The 21,471-nt window shown below is 68.4% G+C and carries 21 protein-coding genes; 9 read left to right on the forward strand and 12 right to left on the reverse strand.

Annotated elements, in window-relative coordinates; all coding sequences use genetic code 11:
• Positions 1-38 precede the first annotated feature (38 nt).
• From WG924_RS16400 to WG924_RS16410, 3 genes are all read left to right on the forward strand, one after another.
• Positions 39-1,496: an ABC1 kinase family protein gene (locus WG924_RS16400; RefSeq protein WP_345934166.1), complete on the forward strand. Its 1,458-nt coding sequence runs from the start codon at positions 39-41 to the stop codon at positions 1,494-1,496.
• 324 nt (positions 1,497-1,820) lie between these two features.
• On the forward strand, positions 1,821-2,528 hold the full coding sequence (locus WG924_RS16405; RefSeq protein ID WP_345934167.1) for a hypothetical protein: 708 nt from the start codon (positions 1,821-1,823) through the stop codon (positions 2,526-2,528).
• 171 nt (positions 2,529-2,699) lie between these two features.
• The gene (locus tag WG924_RS16410) at positions 2,700-3,335 is read left to right on the forward strand and encodes a hypothetical protein (RefSeq protein WP_345934168.1); all 636 of its coding nucleotides are present in this window, start codon (positions 2,700-2,702) and stop codon (positions 3,333-3,335) included.
• Here the strand turns inward: WG924_RS16410 and WG924_RS28260 are convergent.
• The 10 genes from WG924_RS28260 to WG924_RS16455 all read right to left on the reverse strand — a co-directional run bounded on the left by WG924_RS28260 (position 3,217) and on the right by WG924_RS16455 (position 12,925).
• The gene (locus WG924_RS28260) at positions 3,217-3,642 is read right to left on the reverse strand and encodes a DUF3325 domain-containing protein (protein WP_372045060.1); all 426 of its coding nucleotides are present in this window, start codon (positions 3,640-3,642) and stop codon (positions 3,217-3,219) included. The genes WG924_RS16410 and WG924_RS28260 overlap by 119 nt on opposite strands.
• Positions 3,618-5,108 (reverse strand): PepSY-associated TM helix domain-containing protein, encoded by a 1,491-nt coding sequence (locus WG924_RS16415; RefSeq protein WP_345934169.1) that lies wholly within the window; start codon positions 5,106-5,108, stop codon positions 3,618-3,620. Before WG924_RS16415 ends, WG924_RS28260 begins: the two co-directional genes overlap by 25 nt.
• Complete coding sequence (locus WG924_RS16420; protein WP_345934170.1) at positions 5,105-5,422, reverse strand: iron transporter; 318 nt, start codon at positions 5,420-5,422, stop codon at positions 5,105-5,107. The genes WG924_RS16415 and WG924_RS16420 overlap by 4 nt, the downstream gene beginning before the upstream one ends.
• An 8-nt stretch (positions 5,423-5,430) precedes the next feature.
• Complete coding sequence (locus WG924_RS16425) at positions 5,431-7,860, reverse strand: TonB-dependent siderophore receptor (protein ID WP_345934171.1); 2,430 nt, start codon at positions 7,858-7,860, stop codon at positions 5,431-5,433.
• 153 nt (positions 7,861-8,013) lie between these two features.
• Positions 8,014-9,036: a FecR family protein gene (locus WG924_RS16430; RefSeq protein ID WP_345934173.1), complete on the reverse strand. Its 1,023-nt coding sequence runs from the start codon at positions 9,034-9,036 to the stop codon at positions 8,014-8,016.
• Between the two features lie 13 nt (positions 9,037-9,049).
• On the reverse strand, positions 9,050-9,580 hold the full coding sequence (locus WG924_RS16435) for an RNA polymerase sigma factor (RefSeq protein ID WP_345934176.1): 531 nt from the start codon (positions 9,578-9,580) through the stop codon (positions 9,050-9,052).
• 122 nt (positions 9,581-9,702) lie between these two features.
• Entirely contained in the window at positions 9,703-10,947 is a 1,245-nt protein-coding gene (locus tag WG924_RS16440; protein WP_345934177.1) for a glutathionylspermidine synthase family protein, read from the reverse strand.
• Between the two features lie 78 nt (positions 10,948-11,025).
• Positions 11,026-11,625 carry a DUF1190 domain-containing protein gene (locus WG924_RS16445; RefSeq protein ID WP_345934179.1) on the reverse strand — a complete coding sequence of 200 codons (600 nt, stop codon included), beginning with the start codon at positions 11,623-11,625 and terminating at the stop codon, positions 11,026-11,028.
• A gap of 104 nt (positions 11,626-11,729) precedes the next feature.
• Positions 11,730-12,143, reverse strand: coding sequence for a DUF350 domain-containing protein (locus tag WG924_RS16450; RefSeq protein ID WP_188573955.1), 414 nt, complete (start codon positions 12,141-12,143; stop codon positions 11,730-11,732).
• A 134-nt stretch (positions 12,144-12,277) separates the two neighbouring features.
• Positions 12,278-12,925 (reverse strand): TetR/AcrR family transcriptional regulator, encoded by a 648-nt coding sequence (locus tag WG924_RS16455; protein WP_345934180.1) that lies wholly within the window; start codon positions 12,923-12,925, stop codon positions 12,278-12,280.
• A gap of 282 nt (positions 12,926-13,207) precedes the next feature.
• Here WG924_RS16455 and WG924_RS16460 point away from each other — a divergent pair, with 282 nt between their 5' ends.
• The 4 genes from WG924_RS16460 to WG924_RS16475 are packed head-to-tail and all read left to right on the forward strand — an operon-like array spanning position 13,208 to position 17,188.
• Positions 13,208-14,845, forward strand: coding sequence for a class I adenylate-forming enzyme family protein (locus tag WG924_RS16460; protein ID WP_345934181.1), 1,638 nt, complete (start codon positions 13,208-13,210; stop codon positions 14,843-14,845).
• Complete coding sequence (locus tag WG924_RS16465; RefSeq protein WP_345934182.1) at positions 14,842-15,858, forward strand: glutathione S-transferase family protein; 1,017 nt, start codon at positions 14,842-14,844, stop codon at positions 15,856-15,858. The genes WG924_RS16460 and WG924_RS16465 overlap by 4 nt, the downstream gene beginning before the upstream one ends.
• Positions 15,855-16,643, forward strand: coding sequence for a glucose 1-dehydrogenase (locus tag WG924_RS16470; RefSeq protein ID WP_345934183.1), 789 nt, complete (start codon positions 15,855-15,857; stop codon positions 16,641-16,643). Before WG924_RS16465 ends, WG924_RS16470 begins: the two co-directional genes overlap by 4 nt.
• A 59-nt stretch (positions 16,644-16,702) precedes the next feature.
• Positions 16,703-17,188 (forward strand): CreA family protein, encoded by a 486-nt coding sequence (locus WG924_RS16475; RefSeq protein ID WP_345934184.1) that lies wholly within the window; start codon positions 16,703-16,705, stop codon positions 17,186-17,188.
• On the opposite strand, the gene yddG is transcribed toward WG924_RS16475, so the two are convergent.
• Positions 17,163-18,095 carry an aromatic amino acid exporter YddG gene (gene yddG, locus WG924_RS16480; protein ID WP_345934185.1) on the reverse strand — a complete coding sequence of 311 codons (933 nt, stop codon included), beginning with the start codon at positions 18,093-18,095 and terminating at the stop codon, positions 17,163-17,165. The two genes, WG924_RS16475 and yddG, sit on opposite strands and share 26 nt — an antisense overlap.
• A 162-nt stretch (positions 18,096-18,257) precedes the next feature.
• Between yddG and WG924_RS16485 the strand changes: the two genes are divergently transcribed.
• Together WG924_RS16485 and WG924_RS16490 are read left to right on the forward strand one after the other, a co-directional pair.
• Positions 18,258-18,836 (forward strand): LemA family protein, encoded by a 579-nt coding sequence (locus WG924_RS16485; protein WP_345934186.1) that lies wholly within the window; start codon positions 18,258-18,260, stop codon positions 18,834-18,836.
• A 149-nt stretch (positions 18,837-18,985) separates the two neighbouring features.
• On the forward strand, positions 18,986-20,092 hold the full coding sequence (locus WG924_RS16490) for a M48 family metallopeptidase (RefSeq protein WP_345934187.1): 1,107 nt from the start codon (positions 18,986-18,988) through the stop codon (positions 20,090-20,092).
• Here the strand turns inward: WG924_RS16490 and WG924_RS16495 are convergent, their stop codons facing one another.
• Positions 20,093-21,124 carry a protein-methionine-sulfoxide reductase heme-binding subunit MsrQ gene (locus WG924_RS16495; protein ID WP_345934188.1) on the reverse strand — a complete coding sequence of 344 codons (1,032 nt, stop codon included), beginning with the start codon at positions 21,122-21,124 and terminating at the stop codon, positions 20,093-20,095. It abuts the gene before it with no gap.
• Positions 21,125-21,471: the final 347 nt, after the last annotated feature.

Genomic DNA, 21,471 nt, shown 5'->3' on the forward strand with positions numbered 1-21,471 from the left:
CGCCGGGACCGCCCCCGATCCGGTCCAGGGAGCCGATGATGACCACCGAAGCCCGCACGCCTGCCGATGCCGATGCCGACGCTGTCCGCGATGCGGATGGAGGTGACGCGCTGGCCTCGCGATCGACCGCCGTCGGCGATGATGCCGCCTATGCCGAGAACGACCGGCTGGGCGGCCGCATCCGCCGCTATGCCCGCGTCGGCACCGGGGTGGGCGGGCTGGCGGCCCGGCTGGCGGGGGAACGCCTGCTGGGACTGCCGATGGACCGCGGGCGCCATGCCGAGGATCTGCGCGCGGCTCTGGGCGGTCTGAAAGGGCCGCTGATGAAGGCGGCGCAGATCCTGTCGACCATCCCCGACGCGCTGCCCCGCGAATATGCCGAGGAACTGGCCCAGTTGCAGGCCGACGCGCCGTCGATGGGCTGGCTGTTCGTCAAGCGCCGCATGGCGACCGAGCTGGGGCCGGACTGGCGGGGCCGCTTCGGTGCCTTCAGCCGCGAGGCGGCGGCGGCGGCATCGCTGGGGCAGGTGCACAAGGCGGCCGCCCATGACGGCCGGCCGCTTGCCTGTAAACTGCAATACCCCGACATGTCATCGGCGGTGGAGGCCGATCTCAGGCAGTTGAAGCTGATCTTCGGCATCTATCGCCGCTATGACCGGGCGATCAATCCCGACCAGATCCATGCCGAGCTGTCGGCGCGCCTGCGGGAGGAGCTGGATTACGGCCGCGAGGGCCGGCAGATGCGGCTTTATGCCCATATGCTGCGCGATGAGCCGGGGGTGGTGGTGCCGGACTGGCTGCCCGAGCTGTCGACCCGGCGGCTGTTGACCATGTCGTGGCTGGATGGTCAGCGGCTGATGTCGTTTCAGGGCGCCGATCAGGCGGTGCGCGACCATATCGCCATGAACATGTTCCGGGCGTGGTATGTGCCCTTCTATGAGTATGGCGTCATCCATGGCGATCCGCATCTGGGCAATTATTCGGTGCGGCCCGATGATCACCGGGTGAACCTGCTCGATTTCGGCTGCATCCGCGTGTTTCGTCCGGTTTTCGTGAAGGGCGTGATCGACCTCTATCACGCGCTGGACCGCAAGGACGACGAATTGGCGGTCGAAGCCTATCGCGCCTGGGGGTTCGAAACGGTCGACAAACCGCTGCTTGAGGTGCTGAACGCCTGGGCAGGTTTCCTGTACCGGCCGCTGCTGCAGGACAAGGTCCAGCGGATCGAGGAAGACGGCGCCGGGCAGGCCGGCCGGGCGGTGGCAGGTCGGGTTCATGCCGAGCTGAAGCGTCTGGGCGGGGTGACGCCGCCGCGCGAATTCGTGCTGATGGACCGGGCCGCCATCGGGTTGGGCTCGGTGTTCATGCATCTGAAGGCCGAGATCAACTGGCACCGCATGTTCCGGGATCTGATCGACGATTTCGATGTCGATGCCATGGCCCGCCGTCAGGACGCGGCGCTGGCCGCGGTCGATCTGGAGCGCCCCGCCGACTGACCATCCGACGGGGCCCGGGCTGCGTCGGGTTTTTCATCTGATCGCCCAAAGCGTTACCGCCCGCCTGGACCCGGTTCCCGGCGTGCGCGTGGTTTCTGCCGCAAGAATGTCACGGCAGACAGGAACCCTTTTGCCCGCGCCACGTTGATGTCCATAAGGTGGGGCCATGGTCGCACGACGATTGCGGAAGGCTAAAATGCCAACAAAATCCGTGCGATAAAAAGACATGGTTAACGGTTTATGAACGCTTGCGACGGCGTTCGAACCGCCCCATATGACGGATCACGGTCGCGTGGCATAATTGGGTCATCGGGGAGAGACGGGATGATGTTCGACGGGCTGCTGGCCGTGCACACGGCCGCCGCTGTCCTGGCCGTGCTCGCCGCGTTCGGCTTGGCACTACTGGACCACAAGGATCGGCGACATCGGAGGATGGGCGGCGTGTTCGCCCTGACGATGGCGGTGGCGCTGGGTGCGGCACTGGCCATGGCATTCGTCCAGCCGTCGCTGGTGTTGATGATCCTGACCTTGCTGTCGGTCTATGTGCTGGTTTCGGGCTGGCGGGCAGCCAAGCGCCGCTCCGCCGAGCCCGCCATTGCCGACCGCATGTTTTCAGGTGTCGCCATCGGCTTCGGCCTGCTGCTGGTGATGGCCAGCCTGACCGGCATGATCGACCGCTCGGCCGATCCGGCGGTTGCCGCCATGATGCCGGTCGCGGCCAACATCATTCTACCGGCGCTGGGCGTGATCGGCGCGGTGCTGGCGGTGCAGGACGTGCTGGAGGAACCGGGCCGGGTGCGGGTGGGCCGTCACATGGCCCGCATGCTGGGCGCACTGGCCGCCACCGTCACCCTGGTACTCGTCCGTTATGAGCCGCTGTCATCGACGGCTCTGCCCAATCTGGCGCATTGGATCGCACCGGCGACCGTCACTATGCCCCTGATCGTGTTGTGGATCATGCGGCTGCGCCGTGCCACCACCTCCGACGCCCGGGCCGATCTGCCCACCGGTCAGGAAGCGCTGAGCAACTGATCCGGCAGCCGGCCGGGCCGGCGCCGCGACCTCTTGTCTCTGCCCTCCAATCCATCCCTTGTTTCTGTGGCTTTTCTGTGTCACACCGCACAACCGGTGCTGACCGGACGCATTTATAATGCGCCATGGGCCGGTTGCACCGGTTCCGGCAAGCCTGCGGGAACGAGGAGAGTGGCATTGATTTTCAGCCTGTTGCTGATGGTGCACATCGCCGCCGGGGCGGTCGCCCTGGGGGCCGGGCTGGTGCTGCTGGTGCTGGCCAAGGGCGATGACCGCCATCGTCGGATCGGCCGGCTGTTCGGCCGCATGATGGTGGTGGTGCTGATCGCCGCCTATGGCTTGGCCCTGATCCGCTTCTCGCCCTTCCTGCTGGCGGTTGCGGCCTTTTCCTCATATCTGCTGGCGGCGGGATGGCGGGCGGCGCGGCGGCGCAAGCCGGCCCCCGGCATGGCCGACCGCCTGATCGCCGGGCTGATGCTGGGGGTGGGGCTGGTGATGGCGGCGGCGGGGCTGACCGGTGCCGTCGATGGTGCCGCCCGGATCGTGATGCCGGTCTTCGGCCTGTTGGGGGCGGCCCTTGCCGCCCAGGACCTGCTGGAAAGCGGCCGCAGCAATGCCGACCGGATCGGCCGCCATCTGTCGCGCATGCTGGGGGCGCTGATCGCAACCGTCACCGCGGTTCTGGTGGTCAATGGCGATGCGCTGGGCCTGCCGTCGGTGGCGGCATGGCTGGTGCCGACGGTGGCGGTGGTGCCGCTGATCGTGTGGTGGAACGTGCGTCTGCGGCGCGGGGCGCCCGGGCACTGATCCGCCGGGACACACGGGGGGCGATGATGGCCAGACCTCCGGCCAGCACCAGTCCGGCCATGGGGACGATGCAGATCCAGCCGGCAAGGCCGATGCCCAGGCCCCGGCCATCGATGATCACACCGGCCGAAATCGCCAGCAGCACCCAACCCATGGCTTTCAGCGTGCCCACCCTCAGGCGGGATGGTGACCGGTCGAAGACCTGCCGGTGGTGGCGATCCATCGCAAGGCTGATCGCGGCGAGCCCTGCCCAGGCAGCCGCCATCGACAGCAGCGTCGCCGTCATGACCTGAACCCTCGGCGGCATACGGTCCGGGCGATCCAGCCAAACCCGATCCCCGATCCGATGGCCGACAGATGCACGCCGATGGTGACGGCGTCGCCGCGACCCAGTGCCGCGCCCGCCTGGCCACCGGTGCTGATCAGATCGAGGACCGGCAGCAACAGGCACAGCGCGGCCGCGAGCCCAAGCTGCGTGGTCCAGCCGACGGCCGGGCGCACCATCAGGCCATGAAGGATGGCCAGCAACCATACCGCCAGGAATACCGCCACTTCGGCCAAGCTGCGCATCTCCATTGCCACGGGCAGAAGCCGGTTGCCCCAGAGATAGGCGATGCAGGCCAGAAGCAGCCCGGCCACGGTGCCGGTATTGATCCGGGCCGCCACCGCCGGAAAGCGGCTGACCTCTGTGGGGCGCCTGCCGGTGAACAGCACCAGCCCGGTCGCGATCATCGCCGATCCGGCGGCACCGCCCGCGACATAGAGCCAGCGGATCACCGGATCGGCGAACGATACCCGGTGCAGGCCGATCATGGCCGCCTGCACCGCATGGGCGGGGCGGCGCGTGCGGCGTTCACCGATCAGCGCGCCGCTGACCCCATCGAAGCTGGCGATGTCGGCATCGCGGGTCAGCCGCCGGTCCCAGGCATCATGGACGTGGACCAAGGCGGCGGCATCGCCGGGGTGATCGACGATCAGAAGCCGCACGCCAGGGCCGCCATCCGGTCGCCTGAAGGTATCGAGCATCGGCCCAAGCGGCGCCAGCGGGGCCGCGACACCTGCGGCCGGTCGATCCGGCAGGGGGCCCTCGGGATACAGCGCCGCCAGATAGGCACCGCGGCGGCCGTCATAGAGCTGGTCGATCGCGGCCGGCATATAGGTGTCGTAGAGAATGGCGAGGCCTGTGTAGGTGATCATCACGTGGAAGGGCAGGAACAGAACCGCCAGCAGCAGATGACCGTCGAGCCAGGCACGGCGGGGGGATGCCCATGGCCTGAAGGTGAAGATGTCCTTGAAGATCCGCAGATGGATCAGCACCCCGGCCAGCATCGCCACCAGCATGGCCATCGCCGCCACCCCGACGACCCATTTGCCGATCGCGCCGGGGGTATAGAGCCGGTAATGGAACCGGAAAAAGAAGTCGCCGCCGGCGGTCTCGCGGGCGTGCAGATCGGCGCCGGTCGCCGGGTCGATCAGCCGCAGCCTGAAGCCGTCATCGCCGAACCAGCCGACACTGGCATAGGGCCTGCGATCGTCGGGCAGGGCGATGATCAGCCGGTCGGCACCGGGGATGTCGCGGGAAAGCTGCGCCATCACCCGGTCAGGATCGAAAGGGCCGCCCGATACCACCAGATCCGGCCGCATCCAGGCATCGATCTCGTCGTCGAACACCGCCAGCGTGCCGGTGACGAAAATCGCGAACAGCAGCCAGCCGAACACCAGCCCGGCCCAGCTATGCAGCCAGGTCATCGATTGCAGAAGCGCCCCCTTCACGGCGTGCCCTCGCTGCCGGCCAGCACCATGATCAGGGCGCCTGCGGCGGTGATCGCCGCGATCTCTGCCCAGGCGCGCGCCGTGGTGGCAACCGCGAAGACCCGGACCGCCAGCACCGTGTGGAGCAGGAAGGCCGGCAGGGTTGCCACCAGCACGGCATCGGGCCGCCCGATCGGGTCTGCCAGCAACAGCGCGGCGGCGGCGGTGACGGCATAGCTTGCAGCCCAGGCACCGCCGGTCGCGGCGGTGATGCGGGCGACAAGCGCCGGCACCGCCGGCCGGCCGGTTTTGCGCTGTGCGACCGGCTCCGCCATTGGCGTTCTCACCAGCGATAGCTGATGGTGCCGGTCATGGTGCGCGGATCACCATAGCGGCAGCCATCGGGGGCGTTGCAGACGACGTAATCCTCGTCGGTCAGGTTGCGGGCGTTGAACCGCAATTCGGCACCCGCCAAGCTGGGCGACAGTTCCGCCAGATCGAACGAGACCATGGCGTCATAGAGGGTGTGGGAGGGGACGTCGGCGCCGGTGTCCTCGTTGACCAGATTGGCGGCGCCGACATAGCGCGCACCGCCACCGACCCGCACACCGCGCAGGCCGAAGCCATCCAGCCCGTAATCGCCCCACAGGCCGAAGGCATGCAGGGGAATGCTGCTGCGGCGCTGGCCGGTCTCGCCCGCGACGGCACTTTCTGTGATGCGGGCATCGGTATAGGCATAGCTGGCGATCACGGCCAGGGCGCCGATCCGGGTGCGGGCCTCGGCCTCGAACCCGCGTGAACGGACCCGGCCGGTCTGGACGACGTCGCTGCCGACATAGTTGACGACATCTTCCTGAACCAGTTCATAGACAGCGGCACTCAGCATGGTGTCGCCATCGGGCAACTGATAGCGCAGGCCGATTTCGATCTGCTCCCCGGTCGTCGGGCTCAACGGCGCGCCGTCCGAACTGGTGCCGGCATTGGCCGAGAACGACTGACTGAAACTGGCATAGGGCGCCAGACCATTGTCGAACAGATAGACCAGCCCGGCGCGGCCGGTGAAGGCATTCTCGTGGCTGGCATCGGTGACGCCGCTGCTGGCGGATGTCACGTCGCTGCGCAGCCAGTCATAGCGGCCGCCCAGCACCACCACCCAATGGTCGTCGATCTTCACCTGATCCTGAAGATAAATGCCCAACTGGTCGCTTTCGGTCCGTGAACCGCGGTTGGTGGCGAAATCGACCGCCGGATCGGTGCCATAGACCGGGTTGTTCGGGTCGAACAGGCTGAAACCGCCACGATAGCGGTCGGTGTCGTAGAGCTGGCGGTAGATATCCACACCGCCGAGCAGGGTGTGATCGAGCGGGCCGGTGCTGGTGGTGTATTCCACCGAGGTGTCGGCGGTCAGGCCGGTGGAGTGCTCTTCGCGATCGCTGGCCCGGCGGATGAAGCTGCTGCCCGACCAGCCGACCTGCATGTAATCCCAGGTCACGTCGGCGCGGTAATAGCGCAGGCCATGGCGCAGCCTCAGATCGGGCGACAGGTCATGCTCGATCCGATAGCCGATGGTGTCGACCGTGCTCTCGAACGTGTCGTAATCGGGCTCGCCCAGAAAGGTATCGGCGGGAATGAATTGTCCGTCCGGCCCGGCATACAATGTGCCGGCCGCGGGCAGTGGTGCCGCAAAGCCCGAACGGATCTCCTGGTGACTGGCCAGAAGCGTGATCCGGGTGTCGTCGTCCGGATCGAAGCGCAGCGCGGGCGCGATATACAGCTTGTCGTCCTGGATGTGGTCGACCCAGGTATCACTGTCGCGATACAGCGCGGTCAGCCGGTATGACCAGCGGCCGTCATCATCGAGCGCGCCGCCGTGGTCGGTGGCGATCTGGCGTCGGGCGTTGCTGCCCGCATCCAGCGACAACTCGTGCAGCGGGTCGCGGGTCGGCTGCTTGGTGATGGCGTTGATCACGCCGCCCGGCCCCAACTGGCCATAGAGCACCGAGGCGGCGCCGCGCAGCACCTCCAGCCGTTCAAGACCATAGGGTTCCTGGCCGCCGTCATAGACATTCGATTGCAGCTTCATGCCGTCGCGCAGCATGCCGGTATTGCCATTGGCGACGTTGAAGCCACGGATAGTCACGTCATCCGCCACCCGGCTGAACCCCGACGGCATGGTGACGACCGATGCGGTATAGCCCAGGGCGTCGGATAATGTGGTGGCTTTGGTGGTGACCATTTCGTCGGCGGTGACCACCGTGACCGATTGCGGGGTTTCGATCAGCGGCGTGTCGGTGCGGGTGCCCGACGCGCTGCGGGTGGCGACATAGCCGATGACCGGGCCGTCGGCACGTTCCCGGAACCGGCTTCCCTCCACGGTCAGCGGATCGAGCCGTTCGGTGGCGCCGGTCTCGGGCAGGGTGTCGAGTGCCACGGCCTTGGGGCCGGTGAACCGCCAGCCCAGCCCCGTACCCGCGAGCAGGATGGCCAGCGCCTGATCGGCGGGATAGCGGCCTTGAAGCGGGCTGCTGTGCCGGCCCTCGACCCGCGTGGCATCATAGAACACCTGCCATCCGGCCTGATATGCAAAGCTGAGCAGGGCCTGGTTGAGATCCTGTGCCGGAATGTCGAACGCTGCCGTCGCATCGGCTGCAACCGCCGGCGCGGGCCATGCAGATAGTGCCGTGGCCATGGCTGTGCTGCCGATCGCGGCTGCAACCGCCATGGCGCAGCCCGCCATCCGGCGGCGTGCATCCGCCTGCTGTCGTCCGGTCATCCGTGCGTCCTTCCCGATACCATGCCAGAGCTGCGCCGACTTGGTCTGCGATTGCGTGTCGGTCGCGCTGTGCAGGGGAAGACGTGCGACGGCGGATATCCGGTAACGCCGATCTGACTTTTTTGCCGCCGGCGGTGCTGCGCAGGCAGCGGCTCAATAGAGCAGGGTCAGAAATGGCGGCATTGTGCGGCGGGTGGCGCCCAGTTCATCGGTGATTGCCCGCAACGCGGCTTCGGGATCGTCGCCGTGAAACACGCCGCTGACCCGGCGCGCGGCCAGATCATCGTTCAGAATCATGATCCGGCCATGCTGATGGCGTTGCAGAACCGCGACGACCTCCGACAATGGCTGCCGGTCGAAGACCAGCCGGCCCTGGCGCCAGGCCATGGCGCGGCTGACATCCGCTGCCACCACCTGTCCGATCCGGCCATGATCGTCATAGACGAGGCTCTGGCCGGCGGCGAGACCGGCTGTGGTGGGAGTGGGAGTGCCCGACCCGGCGCCGTCGGCGGTGGGGGTGGTCGTCACCTCCACCGCGTGCTCGGTCACGGTCACGGTCACGCGGTCCGGCAGGGTCATATCGGCCACGAAGCCGGTGCCGATGGCCCGGATGGTTCCGGTGCCGGCCGCCACCACGAACGCCCGCCCGCCCGCCACCGCCGCGGGGGCGACGTCGAAATAGGCGCGGCCGGCAAGAAGGGTGACCCGGCGCTGCGTGTCGGTATCGTCGACCGTGATCGCGCTGGAGGCATCGAGCACCACCCGGCTGCCATCCGCCAGGGTGACGCTGGCCGGGCCATCGCTGGTGCTGCGGTGATCGGCGGTCAACATCCGCCATGGATCGGGTGCCAGCCAGACATCGGCGCCGCCGGTTGCCAGGCCGACCGCAACCATCACCGCGGCCGCGGCCGCCATGGCCATCAGGCTGCGCTGGCGGTGCCTGCGCGGTGCCGCCCCTGTCATCGTGGTGCGGGCGGCCGCGGGTGCGGGCCCGAGCGCGCCCCACACCGCCTGTGCCGCATCGAAGGCGTCCCGATGGGCCGGATCGTCGGCAAGCCACTGGTCGAATTGGCGGCGCGTCGCGTGATCCAGCGGCGCGCCGCCCAGCCGGATCACCCAGGTCGCGGCCTCGGCATCGATGTCGGGGCGTGGGTGGTGCTGTTGCTGACCCATCATCTCGTCTCGGGACTCATCTCGTCTCCGGCTTCACCGCGCGCATGATCTCGACCAGCGCCTTTGCCAGATGCTTTTGAACCGAGCTTTCCGAGATGTCCAGCCGGCGTGCGACCTCGGCATAGCTCAACCCCTCGATGCGATTGAGCACGAAGATCTGCCGTGTACGGGGCGGCAATCGATCAATGACATGCCGGACCCGCGCCAGCATCTGGCGCGCGCCAAGAGCGGTCTCGGAATCCGGCCGGTCCTCGGCGATCCGCGCCAACTGATCATCGGGCGTCGTGACGGTCTGCCGGCGCGCGCTCGACCGCAGATGGTCGATCATCAGGTTGCGGGCGGTGCGGAACAGGAATGCCCGGTCGTTGACGATGGCGGCCGCGCGGTCTGCGGGAGGCTGGTCATTGGCGCCCCGCTCGGCATAGCGCAGAAACGTCTCCTGCGTCAGGTCGGCCGCCATCTCCGCGTCCCGCAGCCGGCGCGTCAGATAGACCTGCAACTCCCGACCATGGGCCAGGAACAGTCGTTTGAGCGTATGTCCGGTCAAGAGAGCCTGTGCGCCGCCGATCAGCCGGTCCCGAGAAGCGTGAACCGGTCTTCGGCGGCGACAGTAGAGTTATTGCGAATCATTCGCAATAATCAAACAACCATTCCCCCGCATGGGGACGGTCAATCCCCGGCGGCTGGCGTGAACAGATGCGGTACGAAACGGCTGGCGACGCCGGTGATCGCGCCGGCATCTTCACGTATGCCAAGGGCGACCGCCTTGTCGCCGATCACCCACACCCCCAGCACCGCATGTCCGGCCGGGCCGCCGTTGATGCCGGGAGCCGGTGCCAGCGGCGTGAAGGCCTGATAGACCCAGCCCTCGTCGCCGGCGATCCGCGGGCCGGCGCCGATCTGGCGCACGACACTGTCGGGCAGCGGCATGCCGTCGGGCCCGAGCGTCACGATCTCGATGCCGTCGCCCTCACGCCCGGCCATCGGCTTGGCGACCACCTGTTCGCCGGGGCCGAAGGCGGTGGGCATGAAGGCCGCTTTCAACAGGCCCGGGTGATCCGGGGCAATCTCGTGCATCAGCGCCAGAATGCCCTTCGACAGCATCTGCTTCCAGAGCGGTTCGAACAGGACCAGCCGGCCGGCCTCGATCGCCTCGATCAGCGGCGCGCCCCAATCCTCGCGCAGCATCCATTCCGGCGGATACAGGCTGAACAGCGCCTCGATCGGCGTGCCGTCGGGATCGAAGAACCGGCGGTCAGCCTCGTCGAATGCGATGTCGTTGATGGCGACCAGCTTGGTGGCGAGCCCGGCTTCGGTGGCGATGGCCTGAAGATAGCCGGCCGTCGCCATGTCCTCGGCCACGTCGGCGGCGGTGAAATGTACAGGCCGCCCGGCCAGCGCGTCGCCCCTGGCGCGCCAGGCCTCGACCAGCGCCTCGTGCAGCAGGTTGAACTGGTCGGCGCCGGGCTGGATGCTCGGGCCGGCATCTTCCAGCCAGTGCCATTGCACGACCGAGGTTTCATACAGGCTGGTGGGCGTGGCGGCGTTGTATTCAAGCAGGGCCGGCGGCCCATCGCCGGCCCAGGCCAGATCGAGCCGGCCATAGATCGGTGCCTCCAGCATGTCGCCATCGCGAAAGCGCCGCCAGCTTTCCGCCACGGCCGCGACCGCGAAGCCGGGCACGCCCAGTTCGCCGATCCGGCCCTGTTCCACCGCCCGATCGGCCGCGCGCAGGGCCAGGGCATGGAAAGCGGTGGCGGCATCCTCGATCTGGTCGATCTGGGCTTCCGAAAACGCCCAATGCGCGGTTTCGTCCCAATAGACCGTGCCATCGGGGGAATGGAAGACGAAGCCAAGCTCGGTCTCGACGCGCCGCGCCCAATCGGGGCGTGGCGGGTGGGTTATGCGCTGCATGATGTCTGTCCGCCCTGAAGATCGCCTGGATCGCCCGTCGCCTGGATCGTCCGTCGCCTGGATCGTCCGTCGCCTGACTCAGCCGCCGACTGAAAAGCCGCGGGCGCCGGTGCCGCCGAAGCCGCCGCTGCGGCGTGCGGGCGACACGGTGCCGGCGGGCTTGACCGGGTTGGTCACGGTGCTGCGGGCGACATTGGCCGATCCCGCCCAGTTGCCGCGCTGGCCGTTGCGGAAGACATCCTCGCGCCGGGCCTGACCGACGCGGTCGGCGCCACTGTACATATAGCCGCCGCGATCGACATAGACCGGCCGGCCCTGATAGCCCCCCATATTGCCCATCATCCGGCCCATCATGAACCCGGCCAGCGCCGGCATGAACATGCTGCCGCCGGACGATGCCTGCTGCTGCTGCTGCTGCTGCTCGGCCGGGACCGGCTGGCAGCCGCCTTCGCCGAAATCGGCCTCGCAGGCGGCGATGTCCTCGAAACGCGGGGCGGTTTCGGCATGGGCCGCCAATGCCTCGGCCTCGGCGGCGGCACAATCGGCCGGCGTCAGCTCGGCGCTGCACGCCTGAGCGGTGCCATAGAGCTTCACCTCTTCCTTGTCTTCGCCACAGGCGGCAAGGGTGAAGGCGGTGCCGGCCAGCAGCAGGGTGGTGACGGCGCGGGAGCGTCGCATCGGGGGCAGCCTCATGGCATTGGGGAAGATAAAACGGGTCCTGGCGTCAACATGGTGATGCCGGGCATGGATCTGTAGACCCGGCGATCGCTAAGCCTGAGCGGTCAATAGGTGAGCGCGCCGGCATTGACGATGCCGGTGGCGATCGACACGCCGCCCAGCAGCACGCCATAACCCATACGGTCGCCTTCGATGCCGGCGCGCAGATCGCCCAGCAGGCGCGACACCACCAGGAACACCACCAATTGGCTGATGCAGGCGATGGCGCCCCACAGCGCCATGTCCAGGATCGAGACGGCGCCGGCGGCGACGCTGTTCAGCGCGATGGCAAGGCCGATGATCGTCCCCGACAGCGACAGGGCCGCCGCACGGTTGCCGGCACGGATCAGCCGGATCTCGTGATAGGGCGTGATCGCCTGATAGATGGCGGTGAACACGGCGATCAACCCGGCCATGGTCGCAAGGAAGCCCAGATAATCGGGCAGGGCGGCGATGGTGTAGTCGAGGAAGGTCTGCATCCTGGCTCCGCGTCGGGGCTGAGGTGCGGCCGGCCATGCGCCGGCCATCGACCTGGACGATACCCCGGCGCGGGTCCGCTTTACAATCAGGCCCGTCTGCAATCAGGTCCGTCTACAGTCAGGCCTGTCTGCAATCAGGCCCGGCGAAACGGCGATATCACGCCGGCATTGCGCCGGAAGGCGGCGATGCCGGCCATGCAGAACCCGACCACGAAATCGATCCGCTGCGGATTGTCGGCGGCGCCGTCGGGCACGGCCGCGAACGGCCAGATGATCGCCTCGTCGATCGCGCCGGTGATACAGGCCGCGGCCATCGCCGTATCGAATGGATAATACTCGCCGCCGGCGATCGCCTGATCCATCACACCTGCGAACATCTCGTGAAAGCCCTTGCGGCAGGCCAGGCGCACGGCTTCCACGTCCGGGGCGACCGGTTCGGCCAGCAGGGCGTGGGCCAGGCGCGGCCGTTTCAGCGCCCGGGTCAGATGGATGCGCACGGCGGCGGCCAGTCGATCGGCCCCGGGCCCGGGACCGGTCGCGGCCCGGGTGGCGACCTCCAGCTCCCGCATGGCCGACATCCGGAGCAATTCGGTGAACAGCGCCGTCATGCTGGGAAAATAGCGATAGATCGTGCCCTCGGACACGCCGGCCCGCGCCGCCACCAGCCGGACGCGGGTGCCGCGAAATCCGTCCGTCGCGATCTGTTCGCGGGCAGCCTTCAAGATCAGGCTGCGACGCTCCGCCTTGCGGCGTTCGGTGGCTTCTGTCGGACGATAGGGCATGGCGCTTGATCTCCGTGGAGACGGCGTGTCGGGTGCGGGCGGCCGACACTGCGATACCGCATTCCGCCTCTGCCTGAACAGCATGCCGGCTGCGTCGCGGGCTTGCCAGCCAGAAAGATATGAGTCCATACTCATTTTTATGGACGCCACTTCAGGGTGATCCAAAGCCAACCTGCAGACGTCAGTATTCGGTCGGTCTTCGCGTCATCCCCTTAAGGACGGAGAGCTCGCATGACACTCTTCCTGCGCCCGGATGCGCAACCTTTAGGTGATGTTGATACGTTGAGGGCAATCCGTGATGCCGCCGGCATCGCCACGGGCGGGAGACCGGCGGTGAACTGGTGGCCGGCTGATACCTCGGAACCGGCGGATCAGCCGGGGCTGGGTGACCGGCTGGCTGCCATGGCCGCGCGCCATCCGGCGCGCCGTGCCATCGACGGCGATGGCGGCGCCCTGGATTATGCCGGCTTTGATGCGCGGGTGAACCGCACCGCCCGGCTGCTGCGGGCGGCGGGGCTGGGCGTCGGCGACCGGGTGGCCGTGCTGTCGGAAAACCGGACGGAATATCTGGAACTCGCATTTGCCGCCGCGCGCAGCGGCGTCGTTCTTGCGGCCTTGAACTGGCGGCTGTCGGCGGGCGAGCTTGGCCATTGCGTCGGGCTGGTGGCACCGTCGCTGCTGATCGCATCGGAACGCTTTGCCGGCGCGGCCGCGGGGTTGCTGCCGGATGACCGGGTTCGTGTGTTCGGGCACGATTATGAAACGGCACTGGCCCATCAGAGCCCCGCGCCGCTGGACAGCGATGATCCGGCACAGGGGCTCGATCCGGAATCCGGCCTGCTGATCCTGTATACCAGCGGCACGACCGGGCTGCCCAAAGGCGCGCTGATCAGCCATCGTGCCGAACTGGCGCGGCTGGCGCTGAGCACGGGCGAACTTGGCCTGCAAGCCGGCGATGGTTTTGTCGCCTGGGCGCCGATGTTTCACATGGTGTCGATCGAACATGCCATGCACGTGCTGTGCACCGGCGGTTGCGTCACCGTTGTGGATGGCGCCGACATTCCGCGTCTGGTGGATCTGGCCGGAACCCGGCCGCAATGGTGGCTGGTGCTGATCCCCGGCATGATCGAGCGGGTGGTGGCCGAGATCCGCGACCGGCGGGCCCGGCCGGGCGGCTGGCGGCCGGCGCCGATCCGGATGGTGGGCGCGCTGGCCGATCTGCTGCCGCCCGATCTGGTGGCCGAGGTGTCGGGCGCCCTGAACGCCCCCTATTGGAACAGCTTCGGCTCCACCGAGACCGGCATGCTGCCGGCGGCCGGCACCCGTTTCGCACCCGGCGAGCGGCCGGCCGATCTGGCCAAGGCCCCGAACGGCCTGCATCTGTGGCGGCTGGTCGGCCCCGACGACCACGACGTGGCCCCGGGCGAGGCGGGCGAGATCGCGGTGCGTGGCCCGACCGTGTTCAGCGGCTATTGGAACGCGCCGGAGGCCAATGCCCGGGATTTCCGGGGCGGCTGGTTCCATATGGGCGACATGTTCCGGCAGCGCCCCGATGGCCGGCTCGATTTCGTCGATCGGGCCAAATACATGATCAAATCCGGGGCCGAGAACATCTATCCGGTGGAAATCGAACGGGTGCTGATGACCCATCCACGGGTGGGCGAGGCGGTGGTGGTGCGCCGCCCGGACCGGCAATGGGGCGAAGTGCCGGTTGCGTTCGTGGCCCTGGCCGATGGCGCGGCGGCGGTGACGCCGGATGAGTTGTTCGCCCACTGCCGGGCGCATCTGGCGCGCTACAAATGCCCGCGTGAGATCCGCTTCGTGGCCTCCCGCGACGATTTCCCGCGCAGCACCAGCGGCAAGGTTCAACGCAAGCTGCTCGAAGTCCGGGCAATGGAGAGCATGGAGGGCGTGGCATGACCGGCATCATCCTGCACCATTACGACTATTCGCCGTTTTCCGAGAAGATCCGGCTGATCTTCGGGATGAAGCAGCTTGAATGGCGCTCGGTGATCGTGCCGGCGATCATGCCCAAGCCGCAGTTGCTGCCGCTGACCGGCGGCTATCGGCACACGCCGGTGATGCAGATCGGCGCCGACATCTATTGCGACACCCGGATCATCGCCCGCGAGATCGAGCGCCGGTTCCCCGAACCGCCGCTGCACGCCAATCTGGCCGAACAGGGGCTGTCGGGGGTGATCGAGGCCTGGGCCGAGCGCGACCTGTTCTGGCCCCTGGCGCGCTATGTCAGCGGCATCAATGCCGAGCGGACGGAACCCGGGCTGAATGCCGACCGGGCGGCCCTGCGCGGCAAGCCCGAACCCTCGCCTCAGCGTCTGAAGCAGGTGGCGCGCGACAGTCTGGGTCAGGCGCTGGGCGAAATCCGCCTGATCGACCAGATGCTGTCCGATGGCCGCGACTATCTGCTGGGCGGGGCGGCGCCATGTCTGGCCGATCTGTCAGTGTATCACGGGCTGTGGTTCCTGGATGCGCTGCCGATCCGCTGCGGTGCCGCGCTCGACATGTATCCGCGCATCCGCGCCTGGATGCGGCGGGTGACGCGGCTGGGGCATGGCATCAGAACCGAACTGCCGGCGGCCACCGCGATCGACATCGCCACCGCCGCCTATCCTGAGCCGCTGATGCCGGGCTGTGACGGTTCGGCGCCGGCGCCGGGCAGTCTGGTGACCGTGCGGCCCGAGGGCTATGTCACCCCGCCGGTGACCGGGGTGCTGGTGCGTGCCGATGCGGCCCGGATCGTGATCAGCCGCATCGATCCGACGGTGGGCGAGGTGATGGTGCATTTCCCGCGCGCAGGCTATGTGCTGCGCCCGGCGGCACGGCGCGGCACCGATGCCGGGCCGCCGGCCATGGCCGTGGATGATGATGCAAGCGAGGACGAAACCATGGCTCTGACGGGATATGGCCGATGACCGGCGCCTTGCATCCGGGCCAGTTGGATGGCCGGGTGGTGCTGCTGACCGGGGCGGCATCGGGCATTGGTGCCGCCTGCGCCGAGCGGATGCTGAATGAAGGCGCCCGGGTGATGATGACCGATATCGATGCCACGCGCGGCCGGCTGCTGGCCGATCGGCTGGGCGAGATATATGACGACCGTGTCGCCTTCACCGCCCATGACGTGACCGACGAGGCCGCGTGGCGGGCCGCGATCGACGCGGTCGGCGCCCGGTTCGGCACTGTCGGCGTGGTGGTCAACAATGCCGGCGTGCTGCCGGCGCTGTGCCGGCTGGAAGACACCAGCCTTGAGGAATGGCGCCGGGTCAGCGCCGTCAATCTGGACGGCGTGTTTCTGGGCGTGAAGCATGCGATCCTGGCGATGAAGCAGACCGGCGGTGCCATCGTGAACATCTCGTCGGTGGCGGCGATGATCGGCATGCCGATCACCGGCGCCTATAACGCCACCAAGGCCGGCGTGCATATGCTGACCAAGTGCGCGGCCCTGGAATGCGCCCATCTGGGTTATCCGATCCGGGTGAATTCGGTCCATCCGGGCTATGTCCGCACCGAGATGACCGAGGCCATCGCCGAGCGGCTGGGCGGTGACCGCTTCGCCAGCCGGATGCAGGCGGTGACCCCGATGCGCCGGCTGGGTGAGCCGCGCGAGATTGCCGATGCGGTGGTGTTCCTGGCATCGGACCGGGCTTCTTATGCCACCGGCACCGCGCTGGTCATCGACGGCGGCTGGACGGCCCAGTAGGATCGGCGGGCGATGTCCCCTGATCCGCGAGGCCCCCCTTGATCCGCCAGGCTATGCCCATGCGTTCCGTCGTTTTGCCCCTGCTCGGTTTGTGCGGCCTTGCCGTCGCTGGTGTCCTGTCGGCCGGGCCGGCAGCGGCCGAGGAGGTCGGCTGTGTCAGCACCACCTTCAAACTGGTCGGGCCGAACAACAAGATCTGCGTCGACAGCTTCCGTGACCCCAAGATCGACGGCGTGGTCTGCCATGTCAGCCGCGCCAAGACCGGCGGCATCAAGGGGGCGATCGGGCTGGCCGAAGACACCTCCGACGCTTCGATCGCCTGCCGGCAGGTCGGGCCGGTGACGATCAAATCCAAGCTGAAAGAAGGCGAGGACGTCTTCCGCGAAAGCCGGTCGTGGCTGTTCAAGCGGCTGCAGGTGGTCCGCTTCTTCGACGAGCCGAACAACACCCTGATCTATCTGAGCTATTCCGACGAGCTGATCGACGGCTCGCCCAAGAACGCCATCTCCACCGTGCCGATCATGCCCTGGCCCGACGCGAAGTGATCCGGGCGCCGACGGTGGCGGTCAATGCGCCGCCGGCGACCAGAGCGCAGGCGACGGCAAGGCGCCAACTGGGCTCCGCCCGGCCGAAGCCGACCAGCAGCAGGGTGGAGATGACCGGCGCCGCATAGGAGGCGACCCCCAGCAGGCGGACATCGCCGCGCTTCATGCCGATATCCCAGGCAAAGAAGGCAAGGCCCACCGGGCCGAGGCCGAGGGCTGCCACCGCCGCCCATTCCACCGCGCCTGCCGGCCACACCGTGGTCTCGAAGGCCAGATGGCAGGCAAGGCCCAGAACCGCGGTGGCGGCACAGAACCAGCCGACCGCATCGGTCGGCACATCGCCGAAGCGCCGCGAGCCGACCGAATAGGTCGACCAGATCAGCGCGCAGGCCGCCGCCGCCAGATAGCCCGGCACGGCGGCCGGATCGAAGGCGAGCCCGGCCCTGGCGATGAGCGTGGCGGTGCCGGCAAGGCCCATCAGCGCGCCCAGGATATGGGCGGCGCGCAGCCGTTCCCCCGGCAGCAGCCCCGACAGCACCACGATCAACAGCGGCCACAGATAGGCGATCAGGCTGGCTTCCGCCGCAGGCGCCAGCCGCAGCGCCACGAAATAGCAGGCGTGATAGCCGAACAGCCCGCCCACCCCCAGCAGCCAGACCGCCGGCGGGTGGCGCAGATGCCGGGTCCAGCGCTCGCCCGTCCAGGTCCATTTCGCGGCCATCAGCAGAAAGGCGATGGCGAAGGTCATCGCGACCATCTGGAAGGGCGGCACGGTGCCCGACAGATCGGTGAACAGGGCAAGCGCCCCCCACATCAGCACGGCGGTGAAGCCGATCAGGGTGGCGCGGATCCGCGCCGGCCGACGGGTCTGCGCCGGCTGGTCTGTCCGGGTGGCATTGGCTGGCATGAAGCGGGCAATCCGGCGGTGATGCGATGATGGGCGGGGTGCAGCACGCATCCTATGCCGGATCGTCCGGCTTTGGTCATGAGGATCGGTGATGCGGCCATCATTGTCGGCAATGGCGGCGCGGGGTAGGCTCGCCGGTGCAACAGCATAAGGATGACGATGATGGAAGTCTGGATCGCGATCGGCGCCGTGGTGCTGCTCGCGCTGTATGCGATCACCACCTATAACGGGCTGGTCGGGCGCCGCAACGGCGTGCGCAACGCCTTCGCCCAGATCTCGGTGCAGTTGAAGCGCCGTCATGATCTGGTGCCGAACCTGGTGGCGGCGGTGCGCGATGCCATGGCGTTCGAGCGCGAGACCCTGGAGGCGGTGGTGGCCGCCCGCGGCCGCGCGATCAGCGCCAATGAGCGGGCGACCACGGGTGGTGCCGCCGAGCGGTCGGCGGCGCTGGCGGCCGAGCGCGAACTCGGCGCCGGCCTGGGCAGGCTGCTGGCGGTGGTGGAGGCCTATCCCGAAATCCGCTCCGGCGCCCATGTCTCGGAATTGACCGAGGAACTGCGCTCGACCGAGAACCGCATCGCCTTTGCCCGCCAGCATTACAACGACAGCATCCAGTCGTATAATGACCGGGTGCAGATGTTCCCGTCGAACGTGATCGCGGGGATGTTCGGCTTTCGCACCGAGGCCTTCTTTCAGGTCGACGAGGCAGAGACCGCCGTTCCCGCCGTTTCGCTGCGCTGAGGCCGCTGATGCAGGATGATGGCGGGCATGAACCGGCCGGTGGCACGCCCGCACCCCGCGGACCATGGGGATGGCGCCGGGCGCCGGGCCGGCGCCGGCCGTGGGAGCGCGCGCCCGCGCATGCGGCTGCGGCCACGGCGGCGACCGCCATGGCCATGAATGATGTGGCGGCGGCGGAACAGGCCGATGACCTGCCCCAGCCGGTCGAGGGGCCGCGCATCGACCGCACCGATTTCGCCAGCGCCATCCGCGCCAACCGCCGGCGCAGCCTGATGATCTGTGCCGGATTGACCCTGCTTGGCGTGGTGCTGGGCTATCTGGTGGGCTTCGTGATCCTGCCGCCCGAGGACGTGGCGGCGGCCGGCGGCGCACAGGTCGGCGGACCCGGCGATTACGCCTGGCTGCTGACCGGCGGCGGCGCTGTCGGTGCCGCGGCGATGGCGGCGGCGGGCGGTTTGTGGTCGGTGCTGGCGCTGACCCGGGGCGACCGCATGGCGCTGAGCATTGCCGGCGCCCGCGATGCCGACCCGGTCGCCCATCGCCGGCTTCACAACGTGGTCGAGGAAATGGCCCTGGCGGCGGGCCTGCCCAAGCCGCGGGTGATGGTGATCGATACCGACATGCCCAATGCCTTCGCGGCCGGCCTGCGGCCCGAACGCGGCACCATCGCCGTCACCCGCGGGCTTATGGAGCGGCTGAGCCGCGACCAGCTTCAGGCGGTGGTGGCCCATGAAATGGGCCATCTGGCCAATGGCGACAGCCGCTATATGGTGGTGGTGTCGGTGGTGGTGGGGCTGATCGTGATCGTGGCCTCGATCGCGCGCAACATGGCGCGCTTCGGGGCGCTTTCAGGGGGCAGCCGCCGTGGGCGCGGCGGTGACCGGGGCGGTGGCGGCGGCAATGCCGCGCTGGTGGTGATCGCCCTTGTGCTGATGCTGGTGGCGTTTCTGGCGCCGCTGGCGGCGCAGATGATGAAATTCGCCCTGTCGCGCCAGCGCGAATATCTGGCCGATGCCACGGCCGTGAAGCTGACCCGCAACCCGCAGGCGATGATCGGCGCCCTGGACCAGTTGGACCGGGCCGCGGCCGAAACCTCACGCGCCGCCCCGGTATCGGCGCGAGCGCTTGAGGCCTTGTGGATCGTCAATCCGCTGGATGGCCCGGGCGAGAGCGGCCGTCGCCGCCGCCCGGCCGGCCTGTTCTCAACCCATCCGGCGATCGAGGACCGGATCGACCGCATCCGGGCGATGGCCTGATCAATCGCCGCCCGGCCGCGACGTGGCGGTGCGGGGAATATCCTGGCGCGGCTGCTGCCTGCGGCCGGGCGCGGGCTTGCGGCGCGGCGCCGTGCGACGGGCCAGTTCGTGCAGCCCCGCAATCGCCAGCGCCGCCAGCGCAACCACGGCCGCCGGGCGCGGGAACACGTCGGGATTGACGTTCGCGACCACCAGCTTCAGCGGATCGATGCCGGTGCCGAAGGCGAACCACGCGCCTTCGATCGCGACCGTCAGCAGGCCCGCCGCCAGTGCCAGCATCACAAGCCCGGCAGGCTTGCGCAGGATCTGCGGGCGGCGGGCATCGGCCAGCCGCCACAGGGCGGCCCAGCCCAGCACGCCGGCCAGGATGGTCGCCTCCGACGGTTCCAGCCGGGTCTGCATGAAATAGTGCAGCGCGCCCAGCAGGGCCGCGGCATAGACCAGCTTGTGCAGCCGCTTCCACGCCCGCCCGCCCAGCCGGCGCAGCATGCCGTCGGTGGATGTGGCCAGCAGCACAGCCAGGATCAGGATGGCCGCGAAGCCGATGGTGAGATAGGTGCGCAGCCAGATCTCGGACAGAACGCGCGCGATATCGCCCTTCATGTACAGGATGTAGAGCGCCAGATGGCCGAGCGCATACAGGCCCGCCGCCACGCCGATCATCCGCCGAAGCTGGCCGATCATCGGGCGGGCCAGGGTCACCCGCAATGGCGTGATCAGCAATGACAGCGCCAGCAGCCGGATCGCCCACAGCCCGGCCAGAAGCAGCGCGTCCTTCACCGCCGGCACACCCAGCCCGCCGCCGGCAGCATCGGCGGCCGGGCCCAGAAGCCCGCGATCGGGCAGGGCCGCTCCGCCGCCGATACCCGCCGGTCCAGGCCCGAGGCTGCCGATATCCGTCAGACCGGGGGCGGCGCCGCTGCCATTGGCCATGCTCCACAGAATCCACACCGCCGGCAGAAACAGGCCGGCCAGCACCACGGCCTTGACCGGAGAGAACCGGCCGCGGGGATCGTTCCAGGGAAAGCGCATCGGGATCGGCCTTGGATGGGGAAGGGAGCGGGAGACGGGGAAGGGGCGGGGGACGGGGAAGGGAGCGGGGCATGGGGCAGGGCGGCGGTGACGTCTCATGATGCGACGACCCGCCCTCAGCAGATGGCGGCAGAAGCACCGGTCACGCAAGTCATGCTCTGTACACCATCGCTCACGTTCCGGTGATCCGGGCCGGGGCGGGGGATATTCCGTCCGCTCACGCGAAAAATATAAGCGTTACTCGACTCACAGGTTCAATCCGTGGTGGAATTCCCGCGGATGGCCGGCACGAACCGGCTCTGGCGCGGCGAACCGCCGCCGACCTCCTGAGGATGGAGACGTGTGTG

The organism is Tistrella arctica, from assembly GCF_039630945.1.
Lineage (GTDB): Bacteria > Pseudomonadota > Alphaproteobacteria > Tistrellales > Tistrellaceae > Tistrella > Tistrella bauzanensis.

Excerpts from the sequence above, each read along its gene's own strand:
- WG924_RS16495 (WP_345934188.1), bottom strand. The coding sequence starts at position 21,124 with ATGCGCTTTCCCTGGAACGATCCCCGCGGCCGGTTCTCTCCGGTCAAG.
- WG924_RS16405 (WP_345934167.1), top strand. The coding sequence starts at position 1,821 with ATGATGTTCGACGGGCTGCTGGCCGTGCACACGGCCGCCGCTGTCCTG.
- WG924_RS16445 (WP_345934179.1), bottom strand. The coding sequence starts at position 11,625 with ATGCGACGCTCCCGCGCCGTCACCACCCTGCTGCTGGCCGGCACCGCC.
- WG924_RS16400 (WP_345934166.1), top strand. The coding sequence starts at position 39 with ATGACCACCGAAGCCCGCACGCCTGCCGATGCCGATGCCGACGCTGTC.
- WG924_RS16440 (WP_345934177.1), bottom strand. The coding sequence starts at position 10,947 with ATGCAGCGCATAACCCACCCGCCACGCCCCGATTGGGCGCGGCGCGTC.
- yddG (WP_345934185.1), bottom strand. The coding sequence starts at position 18,095 with ATGCCAGCCAATGCCACCCGGACAGACCAGCCGGCGCAGACCCGTCGG.
- WG924_RS16490 (WP_345934187.1), top strand. The coding sequence starts at position 18,986 with ATGGCCATGAATGATGTGGCGGCGGCGGAACAGGCCGATGACCTGCCC.
- WG924_RS16425 (WP_345934171.1), bottom strand. The coding sequence starts at position 7,860 with ATGACCGGACGACAGCAGGCGGATGCACGCCGCCGGATGGCGGGCTGC.
- WG924_RS16475 (WP_345934184.1), top strand. The coding sequence starts at position 16,703 with ATGCGTTCCGTCGTTTTGCCCCTGCTCGGTTTGTGCGGCCTTGCCGTC.
- WG924_RS16430 (WP_345934173.1), bottom strand. The coding sequence starts at position 9,036 with ATGATGGGTCAGCAACAGCACCACCCACGCCCCGACATCGATGCCGAG.
- WG924_RS16485 (WP_345934186.1), top strand. The coding sequence starts at position 18,258 with ATGGAAGTCTGGATCGCGATCGGCGCCGTGGTGCTGCTCGCGCTGTAT.
- WG924_RS16465 (WP_345934182.1), top strand. The coding sequence starts at position 14,842 with ATGACCGGCATCATCCTGCACCATTACGACTATTCGCCGTTTTCCGAG.
- WG924_RS28260 (WP_372045060.1), bottom strand. The coding sequence starts at position 3,642 with ATGCCGCCGAGGGTTCAGGTCATGACGGCGACGCTGCTGTCGATGGCG.
- WG924_RS16450 (WP_188573955.1), bottom strand. The coding sequence starts at position 12,143 with ATGCAGACCTTCCTCGACTACACCATCGCCGCCCTGCCCGATTATCTG.
- WG924_RS16420 (WP_345934170.1), bottom strand. The coding sequence starts at position 5,422 with ATGGCGGAGCCGGTCGCACAGCGCAAAACCGGCCGGCCGGCGGTGCCG.
- WG924_RS16470 (WP_345934183.1), top strand. The coding sequence starts at position 15,855 with ATGACCGGCGCCTTGCATCCGGGCCAGTTGGATGGCCGGGTGGTGCTG.
- WG924_RS16455 (WP_345934180.1), bottom strand. The coding sequence starts at position 12,925 with ATGCCCTATCGTCCGACAGAAGCCACCGAACGCCGCAAGGCGGAGCGT.